This window comes from Corynebacterium tuberculostearicum (assembly GCF_030229345.1).
Classification (GTDB): domain Bacteria; phylum Actinomycetota; class Actinomycetes; order Mycobacteriales; family Mycobacteriaceae; genus Corynebacterium; species Corynebacterium tuberculostearicum_G.
On the sequence record NZ_JASPGP010000003.1, the window covers coordinates 1 to 14567 of the forward strand.

18 protein-coding genes are annotated in these 14567 nt (G+C 60.8%); 8 read left to right on the forward strand and 10 right to left on the reverse strand.

The window, feature by feature from the left end:
• Window positions 1–213: 213 nt before the first annotated feature.
• A complete protein-coding gene (locus tag QP884_RS02655) occupies window positions 214–675 on the forward strand; it encodes a ribonuclease domain-containing protein (protein WP_284820566.1) in 462 nt (153 codons plus the stop codon).
• 2 nt (window positions 676–677) lie between these two features.
• Window positions 678–911, forward strand: coding sequence for a barstar family protein (locus QP884_RS02660; protein ID WP_239229560.1), 234 nt, complete (start codon window positions 678–680; stop codon window positions 909–911).
• A 154-nt stretch (window positions 912–1065) separates the two neighbouring features.
• On the opposite strand, the gene QP884_RS02665 is transcribed toward QP884_RS02660, so the two are convergent.
• Both QP884_RS02665 and QP884_RS02670 read right to left on the reverse strand, forming a co-directional pair.
• Window positions 1066–2358, reverse strand: a complete 1293-nt coding sequence (locus QP884_RS02665; protein WP_284820567.1) for a deoxyguanosinetriphosphate triphosphohydrolase — start codon at window positions 2356–2358, stop codon at window positions 1066–1068.
• 48 nt (window positions 2359–2406) lie between these two features.
• A complete protein-coding gene (locus tag QP884_RS02670; RefSeq protein WP_284820568.1) occupies window positions 2407–2982 on the reverse strand; it encodes a YdcF family protein in 576 nt (191 codons plus the stop codon).
• 54 nt (window positions 2983–3036) lie between these two features.
• On the opposite strand from QP884_RS02670, the gene QP884_RS02675 reads away from it, so the two are divergent.
• Window positions 3037–5040, forward strand: coding sequence for a TPM domain-containing protein (locus QP884_RS02675; protein WP_284820569.1), 2004 nt, complete (start codon window positions 3037–3039; stop codon window positions 5038–5040).
• Window positions 5041–5143: 103 nt separating this feature from the next.
• Here the strand turns inward: QP884_RS02675 and QP884_RS02680 are convergent, their stop codons facing one another.
• The 3 genes from QP884_RS02680 to QP884_RS02690 are packed head-to-tail and all read right to left on the reverse strand — an operon-like array spanning window position 5144 to window position 7475.
• Window positions 5144–5584: a hypothetical protein gene (locus tag QP884_RS02680; protein ID WP_284820570.1), complete on the reverse strand. Its 441-nt coding sequence runs from the start codon at window positions 5582–5584 to the stop codon at window positions 5144–5146.
• Window positions 5584–6093 carry a hypothetical protein gene (locus QP884_RS02685; RefSeq protein ID WP_284820572.1) on the reverse strand — a complete coding sequence of 170 codons (510 nt, stop codon included), beginning with the start codon at window positions 6091–6093 and terminating at the stop codon, window positions 5584–5586. Before QP884_RS02685 ends, QP884_RS02680 begins: the two co-directional genes overlap by 1 nt.
• 2 nt (window positions 6094–6095) lie before the next feature.
• Complete coding sequence (locus QP884_RS02690; protein ID WP_284820573.1) at window positions 6096–7475, reverse strand: glycine--tRNA ligase; 1380 nt, start codon at window positions 7473–7475, stop codon at window positions 6096–6098.
• Between the two features lie 184 nt (window positions 7476–7659).
• Here QP884_RS02690 and QP884_RS02695 point away from each other — a divergent pair, with 184 nt between their 5' ends.
• Window positions 7660–7950 carry an ArsR/SmtB family transcription factor gene (locus tag QP884_RS02695; protein WP_284820574.1) on the forward strand — a complete coding sequence of 97 codons (291 nt, stop codon included), beginning with the start codon at window positions 7660–7662 and terminating at the stop codon, window positions 7948–7950.
• Between the two features lie 70 nt (window positions 7951–8020).
• Entirely contained in the window at window positions 8021–8440 is a 420-nt protein-coding gene (locus tag QP884_RS02700) for a Fur family transcriptional regulator (RefSeq protein WP_284820575.1), read from the forward strand.
• A 109-nt stretch (window positions 8441–8549) separates the two neighbouring features.
• On the opposite strand, the gene QP884_RS02705 is transcribed toward QP884_RS02700, so the two are convergent.
• Window positions 8550–9212, reverse strand: a complete 663-nt coding sequence (locus QP884_RS02705) for a CPBP family intramembrane glutamic endopeptidase (protein ID WP_284820576.1) — start codon at window positions 9210–9212, stop codon at window positions 8550–8552.
• 138 nt (window positions 9213–9350) lie between these two features.
• Here QP884_RS02705 and QP884_RS02710 point away from each other — a divergent pair, with 138 nt between their 5' ends.
• Together QP884_RS02710 and QP884_RS02715 are read left to right on the forward strand one after the other, a co-directional pair.
• Window positions 9351–9800: a hypothetical protein gene (locus tag QP884_RS02710; protein WP_284820577.1), complete on the forward strand. Its 450-nt coding sequence runs from the start codon at window positions 9351–9353 to the stop codon at window positions 9798–9800.
• 3 nt (window positions 9801–9803) lie between these two features.
• Complete coding sequence (locus tag QP884_RS02715) at window positions 9804–9998, forward strand: helix-turn-helix transcriptional regulator (protein ID WP_284820578.1); 195 nt, start codon at window positions 9804–9806, stop codon at window positions 9996–9998.
• A 24-nt stretch (window positions 9999–10022) separates the two neighbouring features.
• On the opposite strand, the gene QP884_RS02720 is transcribed toward QP884_RS02715, so the two are convergent.
• The 3 genes from QP884_RS02720 to era are packed head-to-tail and all read right to left on the reverse strand — an operon-like array spanning window position 10023 to window position 12549.
• The gene (locus QP884_RS02720; protein ID WP_005326452.1) at window positions 10023–10778 is read right to left on the reverse strand and encodes an isoprenyl transferase; all 756 of its coding nucleotides are present in this window, start codon (window positions 10776–10778) and stop codon (window positions 10023–10025) included.
• A gap of 10 nt (window positions 10779–10788) precedes the next feature.
• The gene (gene recO / locus QP884_RS02725; RefSeq protein WP_284820579.1) at window positions 10789–11505 is read right to left on the reverse strand and encodes a DNA repair protein RecO; all 717 of its coding nucleotides are present in this window, start codon (window positions 11503–11505) and stop codon (window positions 10789–10791) included.
• 6 nt (window positions 11506–11511) lie between these two features.
• Entirely contained in the window at window positions 11512–12549 is a 1038-nt protein-coding gene (gene era / locus QP884_RS02730; RefSeq protein ID WP_284820580.1) for a GTPase Era, read from the reverse strand.
• A 141-nt stretch (window positions 12550–12690) separates the two neighbouring features.
• On the opposite strand from era, the gene QP884_RS02735 reads away from it, so the two are divergent.
• Complete coding sequence (locus QP884_RS02735) at window positions 12691–13263, forward strand: hypothetical protein (protein ID WP_284820581.1); 573 nt, start codon at window positions 12691–12693, stop codon at window positions 13261–13263.
• 85 nt (window positions 13264–13348) lie between these two features.
• On the opposite strand, the gene QP884_RS02740 is transcribed toward QP884_RS02735, so the two are convergent.
• The gene (locus QP884_RS02740; RefSeq protein WP_284815504.1) at window positions 13349–14365 is read right to left on the reverse strand and encodes a formamidase; all 1017 of its coding nucleotides are present in this window, start codon (window positions 14363–14365) and stop codon (window positions 13349–13351) included.
• Window positions 14366–14567: the final 202 nt, after the last annotated feature.

Below are 14567 nucleotides of genomic sequence, written 5' to 3' on the forward strand. Positions count from 1 at the left end.
CTACCAGCCCGAACCAACGACGCAAACCGCGCCACGACAACAGAATCCGGAACCCATTTCGACTCCACACAATCACCCAACCCATGTCAGGTGTTTCCACGACCGCTAGAAATCAAGCTGCCTTTACCTACCCCCGTGACGGGGGAATTTTTGGCCTTGTTGGGAGCGCCGGCCGATTTCGGTATTCACCGCTGCACCTGCAAGAATAAAGGTATGTCCAAGTCCCAAGCGTCTAAGAAATCGCTCCCAGTAGCCCTCGGCGGCCTTGCGCTTGCCGTCGTTGCAGGCTACTTCGGCTTCGACCTCGGCGGCGATGGTGATTCCTCTGCTTCTTCGCCGTCTGAGTCCGCAGGTGGCGCTAAGGCTGGCGACGCCGATACCTGCGAGATGTCCTCCCTCCCCGCCGAGGCGAACGACACCAAGGACGATATCTTGGCCGGTGGACCCTATGACTACCCGGATAATGACAATGCCCGCTTTGGCAACTACGAGGGACGCCTGCCGCAGCAGGACAAGAATTACTACCGTGAATACACGGTAGAAACACCTGGCAGCAAGAACCGCGGTGCCCGCCGCATCATCACCGGCGGCGGCAGCGAGACCGACCCGGACGTGTGGTACTACACCGATGACCACTATGAAAGCTTCTGTTCTATCCCGGACGCGGAGGAGTAATAATGCAACGCATCCTCATTACTGAGCACATCCGCACCCGCGCGGACTTCTTCAACGCGCTTGGCCGCACTCGCGGCTGCGAGGACTGCGGCCCCCGCAACCTCGATGACCTTGCAGACTTCCTGCGCGAGCAGCGCACCACCGTCATCATCGCCTCCCACATGGAAATCGCGGACGCGGAACTGGAGGGCGTAGCCACCGTTTTGGAGGATCAGGGCGTGAAGTTGGTGCGCTAGCGACTCAGACCCTGGGACTGGGACAGGGGCTGGGGCGTTAGGTCCATAGATATCAGGCCGAATTGAGGGTTGTGAGCTCTCAATTCGGCCTTTTCGCGCTCAGATCAGCCTGATGAGTTTCGACCTAGCTCTAGCGATGCTGGGTGGGCCAGATTTAGCTGAGGAATCCCGACAGCTCCGCGCTCCGCCGAGCCAAGCGCTCGAGGCGGGACTCGGTCATGGAGGCGATCTGGTCGATGATGGCGCGGTCGCGGGCGGCATCAGAATCGGCTTGCTCCCACCACAACCGGAAGGTGGCATCCAAAGAGCCCGGGGCGCCGGCGACGAGGTAATCGTAGACACGGTAGATGCGCTCGCGCTGGCGGTCTTGACGTGCGAGGTGGGCGGGCTCGTCCATGACGTAGAGGACGGCGATGGTTTTCAGCAGCTTGACTTCGGCTTCGGCTTGCTTGGGCACAATGAGGTCGCCGTGCATGCGGCCAAGGCTATTGGAAGCGATAAGATCGGCATTGGCCTCGCTGGTGGCGCCAACCGTCGCGCCGACATAGCGGCCGACGAGCTCCGAAGTCATCTTCTTCAGGTTGGCGTAGTCGCGCAAGGAATAGTCAAAGTCACCGATGGCGTTGATGACGCTCAAGTTGCGCAGGCTATCGGCCGCTTCCAAGAGCTCATCGGCGGTGCCGCCGAAAGCCTTGGCGCCCTTTTCTGCTAGTTGAGCCAGCTCCACCAAGTCCCAGAGCACGTTCAGAGAGATGCGCCGGGAGATGATGCCGTCTTCCACGTCGTGCACGGAGTAGGCGATGTCATCGGACCAGTCCATGACCTGGGCCTCGATGCACTTGCGGTTATCGGTATGGCCCTCGCGCAGCCACTCCAATAAGTGCGCGTCCTCGTCGTAGGCACCGTACTTGCGGTTGGTGGTGCCATCCGGGTTGGTCTTGGTCCAGGGGTATTTGCAGGCACCGTCGAGGGCGGCACGAGTGAGGTTGAGGCCATAGCTTTGCGGTTGGCCGTTGGCATCGTCCACAATCACCTTGGGCTCTAGTCGGGTGAGGATGCGCAGGGTCTGCGCGTTGCCTTCAAAACCATTAAGCGCGACCTCATTGAGCGCGTTTTCGCCATTGTGCCCGTAAGGTGGGTGGCCGATGTCATGGGTAAGCCCTGCCATATCGCATAGATCCGGATCGAGTCCGAGTCCAGCACCGATACTGCGCGCAATTTGACCCACCTCCAGCGAGTGGGTCAGGCGGGTGCGTGGAGTATCGCCATCGCGCGGGCCGACGACCTGAGTTTTATCGGCCAAGCGCCGCAGGGCTGCCGAATGCAGCACACGGGCGCGGTCGCGGGCGAATACGCCGCGATGTTCTTCCACGGTATGGAAGGCTGAGCCCTTCGGTTTTTCATCGGCCAGGCGGGCAAAGTCGGCGGCGGAATAAGAATAGGACACGGCCTCAAGCTTATTCCGTGAACTGGCCTTTTGGGTGAGCAACGTGGCCTAAGTGCGGTTGTCTTCCTGCTCAATCGTCTGATGCCGCAGCTTTTGGTTCGGGCGCAACACCCGCTCCACGCGGTAGAAACCATTGCGCAGTGCCGCGGCGCCGCGGGGAGGAAGTAGGCCGGCCACCAGCGCGTAGGCCACGCCACCGGTTTCGTGGGCAAGGTAGCGCCACCAGGGCTTAGAAAAGCGCGCGGCCGGGTAGTACGGCGTGCCGGAGACGGTGGCAGTGATGCCCTCTTGGCGGGCGATGAGGGCGGTGCGCAGGCGGTGGAGGGGATCGGTGATGATGGTGGCGTCGGAAAGCGCGAAGGCTTCCTTGGCCGCTTTCAGGGAGCTGCGGGTATCCATCCCCTCCTCCACCGCGTGCACGGTCAGGTGCGGGAAGTGCTCGCGCAGGTAGGTGCGGCCGACGCCGGCCTCCGTAAACCTATCCCCGGGCAGCTTGCCGCCCACGGTAATGACCTCCAATCCCTCGGCCGTGGCGAGCTCACCGGCATGGCGCAGGCGGCTGGCCAGGATGCGGGAGGGGCGGCCATCGTATTGGGCGGTTCCTAAAACAATTGCGTACTTCACTGCCCCACCACACTACCTGCCAGAGCGCTAAGTTAAGCCGGTAAAGTGGTGGGCATGATTTTGAGTGCACGTTTGGGCCGCGCGGCCATTGCCGCTTTCATTTTGGGCTGCACCTCTATCGGTGCGGGGTCTGCCTTCGCAGCCGAGACCACCACCGTCGCGCAGGGCGCCGGTACGGCGACCCTCACGGAGAAGGTTACCGATGATGCGGGTGTATTAAGCACGCAAGAAAAGGCCGAGCTCAGGGAGAAGATTGGCCAGCTGCAAAAAGACGAGCACCGAACCCTTTTCGTCTACATCACCGATGAGTTGGGCACGGATCCGGAAACCTTTGCCGCAGCGGCTGTCAAGGACAAGGGGCCGAATTCCGCGGTCTATGCGCTTTCCATTAATGATCGCAAGATGGGTGTGCAGACCGGCGATGCGTGGCCCAAGGGCCGGCTGGATCAGATGTATGACGCCGCCTATGACGAGCTGGCCAGCGACGAGTACGGGGCTTCGGCCCTCGCGCTTGCTGATGCCGCCTTGGGCAACTCCCCCGCCTCCGATTCCTCCGACTCCTCTGGCCTGGCGTGGCTGGGCGGTGGCGCGGCCGCCATCGTCGCCGCCGGTGGCGGAATCATGTACTACTCCCGCCGCACTACCAAGAAGAATAATGCGCAGACGCTGGAGTCGGCCCGCGAGATTGGCCCGGGAGATACCGATCAGCTGAGCCGCCTGCCGCTAGAGACCTTGGACCAGCTGGCACAGGAGGAGTTGGTCTCTACCGATGAGTCCATCCGCCGCGGCAAAGAGGAACTTAATATCGCGCTCTCCGAGTTCGGTCCAGAGCGCGTGCGCCCATTTACCAAGGCGATGAACCACTCCACTTCTACCCTGCAAAAAGCCTTCCGCCTGCGCCAGCGCTTGGATGATGCCGTGCCGGAGTCCCCGGCCGAGCGCCGCCAGATGCTCGTGGAAATCGTCTCCTCCTGCGGCCAGGCCGATGACGCCCTGGATGCGCAGGCCGAGGAGTTTGCCAAGATGCGCGATCTGCTCATCCATTCCGATGAGAAGCTGGATGAGCTCACCCAGCGTACCGTGGGCCTGCGCGCCCGCCTGCCTGAGGCCGAGTCCACGCTGGCCGGCCTGAAGTCCAACTATGACGAGCACGTGCTCTCCTCCATTGCCGATAACCCCGAGCTTGCCGCCGCTTCCCTCGATGAGGCTGAGAAGCTGCTCGACAAGGCCCGCGGGGTCCAGGCCCAGCCGGCCGGCCAGCAAGGACCGCTGGTGGGCTTGATCCGCGATATCGAGCACGCCTGCGAGATGACGGATCGCCTTATTTCCGGCGTGGAAAACGCCGAGGAGAATATCGCCACCGCCCGCGGCAACCTCGAGGCGCTTATCGCCGAGGTCGAGGGCGAGATCAACGAGGCCCGCGAACTCGAGCGCCAAGGAAAGGCCCAGGGAACCACCGCGGATTGGGACAAGCTCGAGGATCTGCTCGGCCGCGCCGGCACCGCCGTCAACGAGGCCAAGGCCCACGGCCAACAGGATCCGCTGGGCCAGCACACCGCGCTGACCTCCATCGATACCGAGCTGGATGAAGCACTCGACCGCGTGCGCGAGAAGACTTCCACTCACGCGCGCCAGCTAGACCTCTTCCGCCAGCAGATGTCCGTAGCGGAATCCAATATCCAGGCCGCAGAAGACCTCATTTCCTCCCGCGGGCGCATCATCGGCTCGGGCGCACGCACCGCGCTTGCCGACGCCAAACGTCTCCACGCCCAAGCCCTCCACACCGAGCGCAGCGACATCCGCGCCGCACTGCAATCCTCCCGCGAAGCGGTGGCCGCGGCACAAGCCGCTTTGCAGCGCGCGAAGGAAGACATCGACGAGCACCGTCGCCGCCAGCAGCGCCAGCAGATGGGCAACGCCGCCGGCAATGTCGTGACCGGTATGGTCCTTGGCCAGATGCTCAGCGGCGGCCGCGGCTTCGGCGGCGGATTCGGAGGCGGCGGCTTCGGCGGAGGAAGCTTTGGCGGCGGAGGCGGCTTCCGCGGCGGCTCCTTCTAGCCCGCCCATTCCGCCTAGCCTGCCCAGTCCGCCCCACGGCCCGGCAGCCCTGCCCTAGGCTCGCGCGCAGGTGGCCCGGCTCCCGGCTCTCCCCGGCGCTGGGCTAGGTGCGCAGGGTGCGCGGGGTGGCGTCGAGAAGCAAGCAGGCGTAGCTCAAGAAGATGGCGTCGAGCTCGGGCAGCTCGCCCACGCTCACGCGCAGGCCATCGCCGGCCAGCGCGGTGCTGGCAACCTCGGCGCCCGTGCCGCGGGCCACGATGCGGCGCTCGCGGCGGAAGGGGTTGCGGCGCTCCAGCAGGTACTCGCGGTCAGCGCAGGTCGCGTGCAGGCGGGTGACGGTAATCCCGGCCTGGGTGACCGAGAAATCCTCGCCCGCGGTGGTCTGCGCGCGCAGGAAGAACCGCGGGGAGGAAGAATCCAGCGAGGATTCTACTGCGAGGCGCTCGCCGGCCGGGGTGGCAAGCACACCGTCGCGCACGGAGGCAAGCTCGTGCCCCTCGGCGTTGGTGAGAGCGCCCGCGCGCCAAGTCCACTGGATAGGCATTAGAGGACGAATAGCGCGACGAGGGCGACGATGGATGCCAGGACCAAGGTGATAATCCAGGCCCATGCCTTGCCCTGGGTGGTGGCATCCAGGATGACGCGGGTAAACCAGCTCAGGCCGGCGATTTCCGCGGTGGTCAGGCCCTCGGCATCGTGCTCGAATTCGAGGATGGCCTTGCGCACGCCGGAATTGCGGGCGGTGAACTGCCCTACCTTGTCGTCATCGACGTCATCGATGATCCAGTCGCCGCTGTTTTCGTTGATGAAGGTGAAGGTACGGCCGTTGAGCGATGCTTCTAGGCGCTTGTCGCGGCCGGGGCGGCCGGCAAGGCGGTAAATGGAGCCGTCGGCAAGCGTGGCAGAGGCGCCAAGGTCACTGACCTCGGTGCGCCAGAAGTGGCCGTCCACCTCCGCGGAATGCTCCGAGAATACGCCCAGCTGCTCCGGGCCGTCTTCGGCCAAGAGCACGGGTTTTGCGCGGTCAGAGCGATCCCAGCTGGTGTAATGCATCCCTAGCACCCAATCAGGCGAGCGGCGAGATAAGCCTCGAGGTCATCGAGCTTCACGCGCTCCTGCTCCATGGTGTCGCGCTCGCGCACGGTCACGGCATCGTCCTCGAGGGTATCGAAGTCGAAAGTGACGCAGAACGGGGTGCCGATCTCATCCTGGCGGCGGTAGCGGCGGCCGATGGCGCCGGAGACGTCGAAGTCCACGTTCCAGTGGGCACGCAGCTTATCGGCCAGCTTGCGGGCCGGCTCGGAGAGCTCTTCCTTCTTGGACAGCGGCAGTACGGCCACCTTGATCGGCGCCAGGCGGCGGTCCAGGCGCAAGACGACGCGCTTATCGGTGCCGCCCTTGGCGTTCGGGGCCTCTTCCTCGTCGTAGGCGTCCACCAGGAAGGCCATCATGGAACGGCCCAGACCAGCGGCCGGCTCGATAACGTACGGGATCCAGCGCTCATCGTTGGCCTGGTCGTAGTAGGACAGGTCCTCGCCCGAACCCTTGGCGTGAACGGACAGGTCATAGTCCGTGCGGTTGGCCACGCCTTCCAGCTCGCCCCACTTGGAACCCTTGAAACCAAAGGCGTACTCCACGTCCACGGTGCGCTTGGAGTAGTGGGAGAGCTTTTCCTTCGGGTGCTCGTATAGGCGCAGGTTTTCTTCCTTGATGCCCAAATCCACGTACCAGTTATAGCGGTCATCAATCCAGTACTGGTGCCACTCTTCGTCCTCGCCCGGCTTGACGAAGAACTCCATCTCCATCTGCTCGAACTCGCGGGTACGGAAGATGAAGTTGCCTGGGGTGATCTCGTTGCGGAAAGACTTGCCGATGTTCGCGATGCCAAACGGCGGCTTCATGCGCGAGGAGGTCATCACATTTTTGAAGTTAACGAAGATGCCCTGTGCGGTCTCCGGGCGCAGGTAGTGCAGGCCCTGTTCATCATCGACCGGACCCAGGAAGGTCTTGAGCAGACCGGAGAAGGCCTTCGGCTCGGTCCAGTCACCAGGCTGGCCGGTTTCCGGATCGTTGATGTCTGCCAGGCCGTTTTCTGGCTCGTGGCCGTGCTTTTCCTCGTAGGCCTCAATCAGGTGGTCCGCGCGGTAGCGCTTGCCGGTGTGGCGGGATTCCACCAGTGGGTCAGTGAAAACCTCGACGTGGCCGGACGATACCCAGACCTGGCGCGGCTGGATGACGGAGGTGTCCACGCCCACGACGTCTGCGCGGGACTGCACCATGTGGCGCCACCACTGGCGCTTGATGTTTTCCTTGAGCTCTACACCAAGAGGGCCGTAATCCCACGCGGAGCGGGAACCGCCGTAAATTTCACCTGCCTGGTAGACCAAGCCGCGGCGCTTACACAGATTTACAACGGTATCGATGACGGATGCCATAAGTTTTCGGACTCCTCTGGTAGGGGACAGTCTTGACAATCTCGTTCAGTCTAACCCGAAGCACTTCCCAGCGGTGGGATTGGGGCGTGAATTTAATCTGAAATAAATACAACGTATTGCACGTATCGGGTAATATAAGGGTGACCGACAGGTAATAGGTATTTAATTGAAGGTGACATTCCCTATGACGACCACTTACAAGACCCCAAATACTTCTGCGGCTGCCGGCGTTATCGCTGCCCTCGATTCGCCCCTACGCATCGCAATCATTTCCCGCTTGGCCGAGCGCGATCACTTTGTCCACGAGCTGGTCAAGGCCACCGGCAAGTCCCAGCCCCTTATCAGCCAGCACCTGCGCGTGCTCAAGCAGGCGGGCATTGTTGATTCCGAACGCAGCGGGCGCGAGGTTACGTACTCTCTCATTGCCCCGCAGGTTTTGGGCTTGCTTGCCGACGCCGCCAAGATCGCCTCCTAGCCCCTCCCCTCCTGCATAAAAAGCCGCCTGACTGTGCAGTTATTGAAAAAGCACTGATAATATTGAGGGCATGGCTTTACACGACAGTATTCCCAAATTAGGCGCGCGCAATACCAAGCAGCGCACCGCAGTCGTCGAGGTGCTCCGAGAAATGGAGAAATTCTCCTCTGCTAAGGAGATCTACCACGAGCTTCAAGAGCGCGAGGAGAAGGTGGGCCTGACCACCGTGTACCGCACCCTGCAGTCCCTGACCGATATCGATGCGGTGGACGCCCTCCACATGCCCAATGGCGAAACCCTGTACCGCCATTGCGATACCGACGCCCATCACCACCACTTGGTATGCACCAAGTGCGGCCGCACCGAGGAAATCGATGGCGGCCCCATTGAAAAGTGGGCCACCTCCGTGGCCAAGGAGTACGGCTTCGAGCTCACCGGCCACGATGCCGAGGTCTTTGGCATCTGCAGCGACTGCGCCGCCTCCGCCTAAACGGCCGCACGCCCTCGTGCGCAGCCACTCCCCCTCACCTCAGCCTCTGACTTCCGGAGCCTGAGGTTTTCTTTTTCGGCCAGCGCTGGGAGCGAACTTCGCGCCAAGACTATAGCGCTGAGATGGCAATCAACTGCACTGTTAGGTTATTAACAAAGTGCAAAATTAGGCCTGCACGCAGAGAATTGTGGAAGCGGGTTACTAACGCGCACCCCATCCCCAGGAAAGTCGCATACACAATGACCGGTGGAGCAATATGGGCGGCACCAAATAGCAGCGAACTGAGGATCACGCTGACAAACGCTGGAAAACTACGATCCAAGTACCCCATGAGCAGGCGGCGAAACACAATTTCTTCTATCAGCGGCGCCAAAATTAGGTAGCACGCTAAAGAAATAATCACCATTGCGCCGCGACCGTCAGCTGAATATGTACTTTCCGAGGGTGAAATACCCAGCAGCGGGCCCACTATTGCCGCTGCAGCTCCCGCCATAAAAATGGTGAGAGGAACCTGCCATACCAAGTGCCAACCACGCCGACCCAAAGGAAGAAAGCCGAGACCAATTCCCCGTCGTTTTAGGTAAAGCACCAATGCCACCGTCGGCACCACCACTGAAAGAGCAAGCGCGATGGGCATGATCGTGCCTAGCCCACCCGTGGTTAAACCGACTTTCATCACGGCAAAAACTGTCGCCACTAAGAGGACATCCATTGCAACGACGGCCGCGATTCCGATAAGCGCATCTTTCAACCTGATGTTATCCACTGCCATGCCCCTACCCTAAAAGGTTGCCACTCATCCTTAAGAATGAATTTACTCAAAATGGTAAAGCCCCCTTTACAGTAAAGGACCCTTGACATATAGTGTGTGTCAAGCACACTTTACGAACCGTTGCTACAGGAGGTTTCCATGCAGACCACTCGCTTTGGCCGCCCCAAGTTTGGCGGCTCACAAGCCAAGCTCATTACTTTGTCCGTTGCTGCAGGCGCGGCCCTTGCGGCGGCCGCCGGTGCCATCGTGGCCGCGTTCGTACACGAAGATTCACCATGGCTAGCGTTTGCCGTGTACTCGCTGTGCCTCCTGCCTGTTGCTATCTCCGCTAGCTGGCTTTTTATGGTGGACCGCTCCACCATCCGCGGGGCGACGCCCGACCCAGAAAATTCGATCGAGTCCCATTGGTATTCGCAGGCTTCCGAAAACACCCTGCACGCCATGCTCTTTGGCATTGGTGGCCTAGGCATTGTCTCCTCTTTTTGGGAGTTTCAGGTTTCCGGCACCCTGCTCACGATCATCCTGGGAGTCTTTGTCACCGGAACCTTTGGCATTAGCTACTTCGCCCACAAGCGGGCAGCGAGCTAAGCCATGGACAACCGGCTCAAAGAGATCCGCGAGAGCCAAGGCCTTTCCCAGCAGGGGTTGGCTACGGAGCTAGGCGTCTCGCGCCAAACGGTCATCAGTATTGAAAAAGGACGCTACGATCCTTCGCTCCCCCTCGCATTTCAGATCGCGCGCCACTTTTCCTGCCGCATCGAGGACATCTTTATCCCCGAGGCATAAACGCACACCGCTTCGCTGCTGCGCCTACTTCTTCACGCCACCAAAACGGCGGTCGCGCCGCGCATACTCCTCGATGGCGGCGAAGAGGTCCTCCGGCGTAAAGTCCGGGAAGAGCTTGTCCTGGTAAATCATCTCCGCGTAGGCAGACTGCCACAGCAGGAAGTTGGAGGTGCGCTTCTCACCGGACGGGCGCAGGAAGAGATCCACATCCGGCATGCTCGGGTCATAGAGGTGTTGCGCGATGGTTTCTTCCTTAATATCGCGCGGGTTGAGCTCGCCGGCGGCAACCTGCTTGGCGATGTCCCTAAAGCCATCCACCAGCTCTGCCCTACCGCCGTAATTCACGCACATGGCCAAGGTCATCTTGGTATTGTCCTTGGTCAGCTCCTGGGCGGCCTCGAGCTCCTTAATAACCGAGCGCCACAAGCGCGGGCGGCGGCCGGCCCACACCACGCGCACGCCACGCTCATTGAGCCACTCACGCTGGCGGCGCAGCACGTCGCGGTTAAAGCCCATAAGGAAGCGGACTTCTTCCGGGCTGCGACGCCAATTCTCCGTGGAGAACGCGTACGCGGAAAGGTAGGGAACGCCGGCGGCAAGGCAGGCATCGACGACGTCGAGAAGCACGGCTTCTCCGCGCCTATGCCCCTCGGTGCGCTTCATACCTTTCTCCTGGGCCCAGCGGCCGTTGCCGTCCATGACCAGCGCAATATGGCGCGGCATGAACTCATCCGGGATATTCGGCGGGGTCAAAGTGCGGTTCGGGTCTGGCGTAATCACGGGCTATATTCTACTGCTCCATAACCTGCAATGCGGAAACATTGCGCTCCATGTGCCACTGCAGGTGCGCCCGCGCTAGGCGATGCCCCTCCTGCTTCTGCGCATTCGTCGGATTCGTCGGGTGATTATGCGCCAAAAGCCACAGGTGATGCAGGGTTTCCGGGTCCACTTCGGCCGCGCCCGGCGGCCGACATTCGTGGCACGCCGCGCCGCCTACCGCCGGATGGAAGGCGTGGTGCGGGCCCGGCCGGTTGCACTGGGCGCAGTTGAAAAGGCTGGGCGCCCAACCGGCATGCGCCATCGCCTGCAGCAAGAAGGCATCCAACGTCATGGTGGGGTCTGCGGTCTGGAGCTGCTCCAAGGTCGCGGTGACGGATTCGTAGAGGTAGGGGTCATGGGCGGCGTCGGCAAACGCAAGGCGCTCGGCCGATTCCAGCACCGCGCACGCGGCCGTGTAGCGCTCATAGTCCTCGATGAGGTGCGCGCCAAAGTAGTCGACCGTATCCGCCTGGGAGATGGTGGCCAGGTTCTTGCCCACATACAGCTGAACATCGAGGTTGACGAAGAGCTGCAGGCGCGAACCAAAGCGCGACTTGGCACGGCGCACTCCCTTGGCCACCGCGCGCACGAGGCCATGATCGCGGGTAAGCAGGACAATGACGCGATCGGCCTCGCCAAAATCATAGGTGCGGATGACCACTGCGCGGTCACGATAGTTCTCGCGCATAGTGGTTTAAAACCCGAGCCTGCCCAGCGACTTCGGGTCGGACTGCCAGTTCTTCAACACCTTGATGCGAAGGTCCAAGTACACGTTGTGGCCCAGCAGCTTAATAATCTCTTTGCGAGCGTTGCCCACAATGCGGCGGAAGCGCAGACCATCCTTGCCCTCGATAATGCGCTTTTGGCCGGGGCGTTCCAGGTACAAAATGGCGTGGATATCCAGCACGCCCTCGCGGGTGCGCGACGGCAGCATCTCATCGACCTGCACCGCCACCGAGTGCGGCAGTTCCGCCTTCAAGCCGGACAAGGCGGCCTCACGAATGAGTTCCTCGATGCGCTTTTCTTGGCCTTCATCGGTGATGTGGTCATCCGGGTAGAACTTGGGGCCTTCCGGCAGGTGGTCCACGATGACCTGCACCAGCTCATCCAGTTGCACACCCTCCTTGGAGGACACCGGGATGACTACCGCATTCGGGTCATCCTGGGAGAGCAGCTCGTGCAGGGCCAGCAGCTGGGCGCCTACCTGGTCCTTGCTGGCCTTATCCAGCTTGGTGACAATGCCGATGATCGGGGTCTTTGGCGCGATGCTCCGCACGTTTTCCAGGATCCAGCGGTCACCCGGGCCAATCTTTTCATCGGCTGGGATGGTCAGGCCGATCACATCCACATCGGCATAGGTATCTTTCACTACCTCGTTGAGGCGCTCGCCCAACAAGGTGCGCGGACGGTGCAGGCCCGGCGTATCCACGACGATAACTTGGGCATCCTCGCGGTGTACCAAGCCCCGGATGGTATGGCGGGTGGTCTCCGGCTGATCGGCGGTAATCGCAATCTTCTGCCCCACCAGGGCATTGGTCAGTGTGGACTTGCCGGTATTCGGACGCCCCACAAAGGATACGAAACCAGAGCGGAAGCCCTCCGGGATATCGGTGTATTGCGAATAATCAAGCGGGGCTGCCGTATTCTCGGCGCCTTCCGGCACGGCATCATCGGGGTCTTCTGGCAAGCCCTCGAATGCCGCATCAAACTGTGCATCAAAATCAGAACTCATTACCCGCAATAATAGCCCACGGAGTCAAGATCTCCGATTAGTTCGCGGCCAATTCGCACCGGTGAAGCGGCATAGGGCTAATCTATGGAGAAACCTCTTCTCCCCAGCGCATACCACGCTCACTCTCCGAAAGGCTCCCTCATGCTCCGCAAATCCCCTGCCCTACTTTTGGGCGCTGCCCTTACTCTCATCCTTTCCGCATGCTCCTCGCCTGATTCCGAGCCACCCGCTGAGACGAGTACTAGTTCTTCGGCTTCCTCTTCTTCGAGCGCTACTAGTTCTTCGAGCAGCACCTCTTCCGCCACGACCAGCAGCGAAGAAACCGAAACCGAAGAACCTGAAGAAAGCATTGCCCCTGAACCGGAGACCCAACCCCAGGCTGCGGCCGCGGAGCCGGAGTTGCTGTATTGCGATCCGGGGAACTTGACCATTCTGGGTACATTTTCTGACGGCACCGAAAGGCCTACAGAACTATGCGATACACCATCCCACCGGCGTTCCGTACGCGCTGAAGAGGTCTGCGGTGGTCAAGACGGGCGATATAAATACCCCGAGGAATGGGCCGAGCTGTGCAACGGAGGTCTTCCGCCTTCCGATTCAGACTATCCCGATAGCTACGGCGATATTGATACAGGATACGCACCAGAGTCTGGCGCGGTTACGGATGCGCCAGCCGATTCGGATACGGGTGTGGTTGAAGGCTACGAGTATTAACAGACAGAAGGCAGAGCGTTAAGCAACGTCAAGGCCCTGCGCCCGTAAAGATGGGTGCAGGGCCTTGGTGGTCGATTATCGGAGCTTACTTAAACTCGTCCGGCAGGGGGCCGAGCTGCGGGCCGTCCGGGTAGTACTTCCAGCCGTCCTTGATGCGGACGTCGTCAGCCCACGGCAGCTTGTACTCGCCCTTGGCCAAGTCCTCGACCCAGGTGAGATAGTTGTCGGTCTTGCCGCCGGGGTAGCCCACGTATCCGCGGTTGCCCAGGTTGAAGATGTTGTTTTCTAGGCCCCAATTGATACGGGCCTTGTCAGCCAACTCTGGGAAGATTTCGGCGGTGACGATCTCGCCGGGATTGCGGTGGCCCTCAGAAATCATGTGGCCGTCGTAATTGCAGACGTTACCTTCACCGAAGTAGTAGAAGGTGTTGTCGTAGCCAGCCAGGTTTACGGAGGCGGTGTACATGAGGTTTTGGAAGGCATTGGTCTTATTGGTCATGATCCACTGATCCTGGGTCTGTGTGGAGTAGCCAGAGATGCGGATATAGACGTTGGCACCCTTGTATGCAGCCTCGCGCGCGAGCTCAGGGAACATGCCATCGTGGCAAATGTTCACGGCAAGCTTGGAGCCCTTCGGTCCGTCACACACCGGCATGCCCAGATCGCCTGGGTACCAAGGCTCGATGGGAGTCCATGGCTGCAGCTTGCGGTAGTGCAGTGCGATTTCGCCATCGGAGTTGATGATGATAGCGGTGTTGAAAGGTGGCTTTCCTTCCTCATGGTTTGGCTCCATGATGGAAAAGACGCCCCAGACATCATTGTCCTTGCAGGCCTGCTTGAACTGGTCCACCTTTGGGTCATCGAGGCCGATGAGGAATTCATCATAGGACCAAATTTTGGTGTTGAGACCGGAGGAAGAATATTCCGGAAAGACAATAAGGTCGAGGTCTGGGTAGCCGGCCTTGGTGGAACCCACCATGCGGCAAATTTCGTCCACACTAGCCTGGACGTCTTCCGGGGTATTGACCACCGGAACGGGATACTGAATGAGGGCCATCAACAGGCCGTCGGGGGATGCGCTGATGCTGCCGGTGCTGGACATGGTGGACTCCTATCGCAAAGTAGATGATGTGACGGGAGCCATATTACTGGCGTTTTGGTAGTACGTCACACTATTCGCCCCGAGAAGTAGTCTCGTATATGAGACTCATCGTGAGCCGCCTTTGATGAAATAAGAGAGCCGAACTGAGGGGAAGGTTTACTCAGCTCGGCCGAAACTCGATAGACCTAGGGGGCGTAGGTGC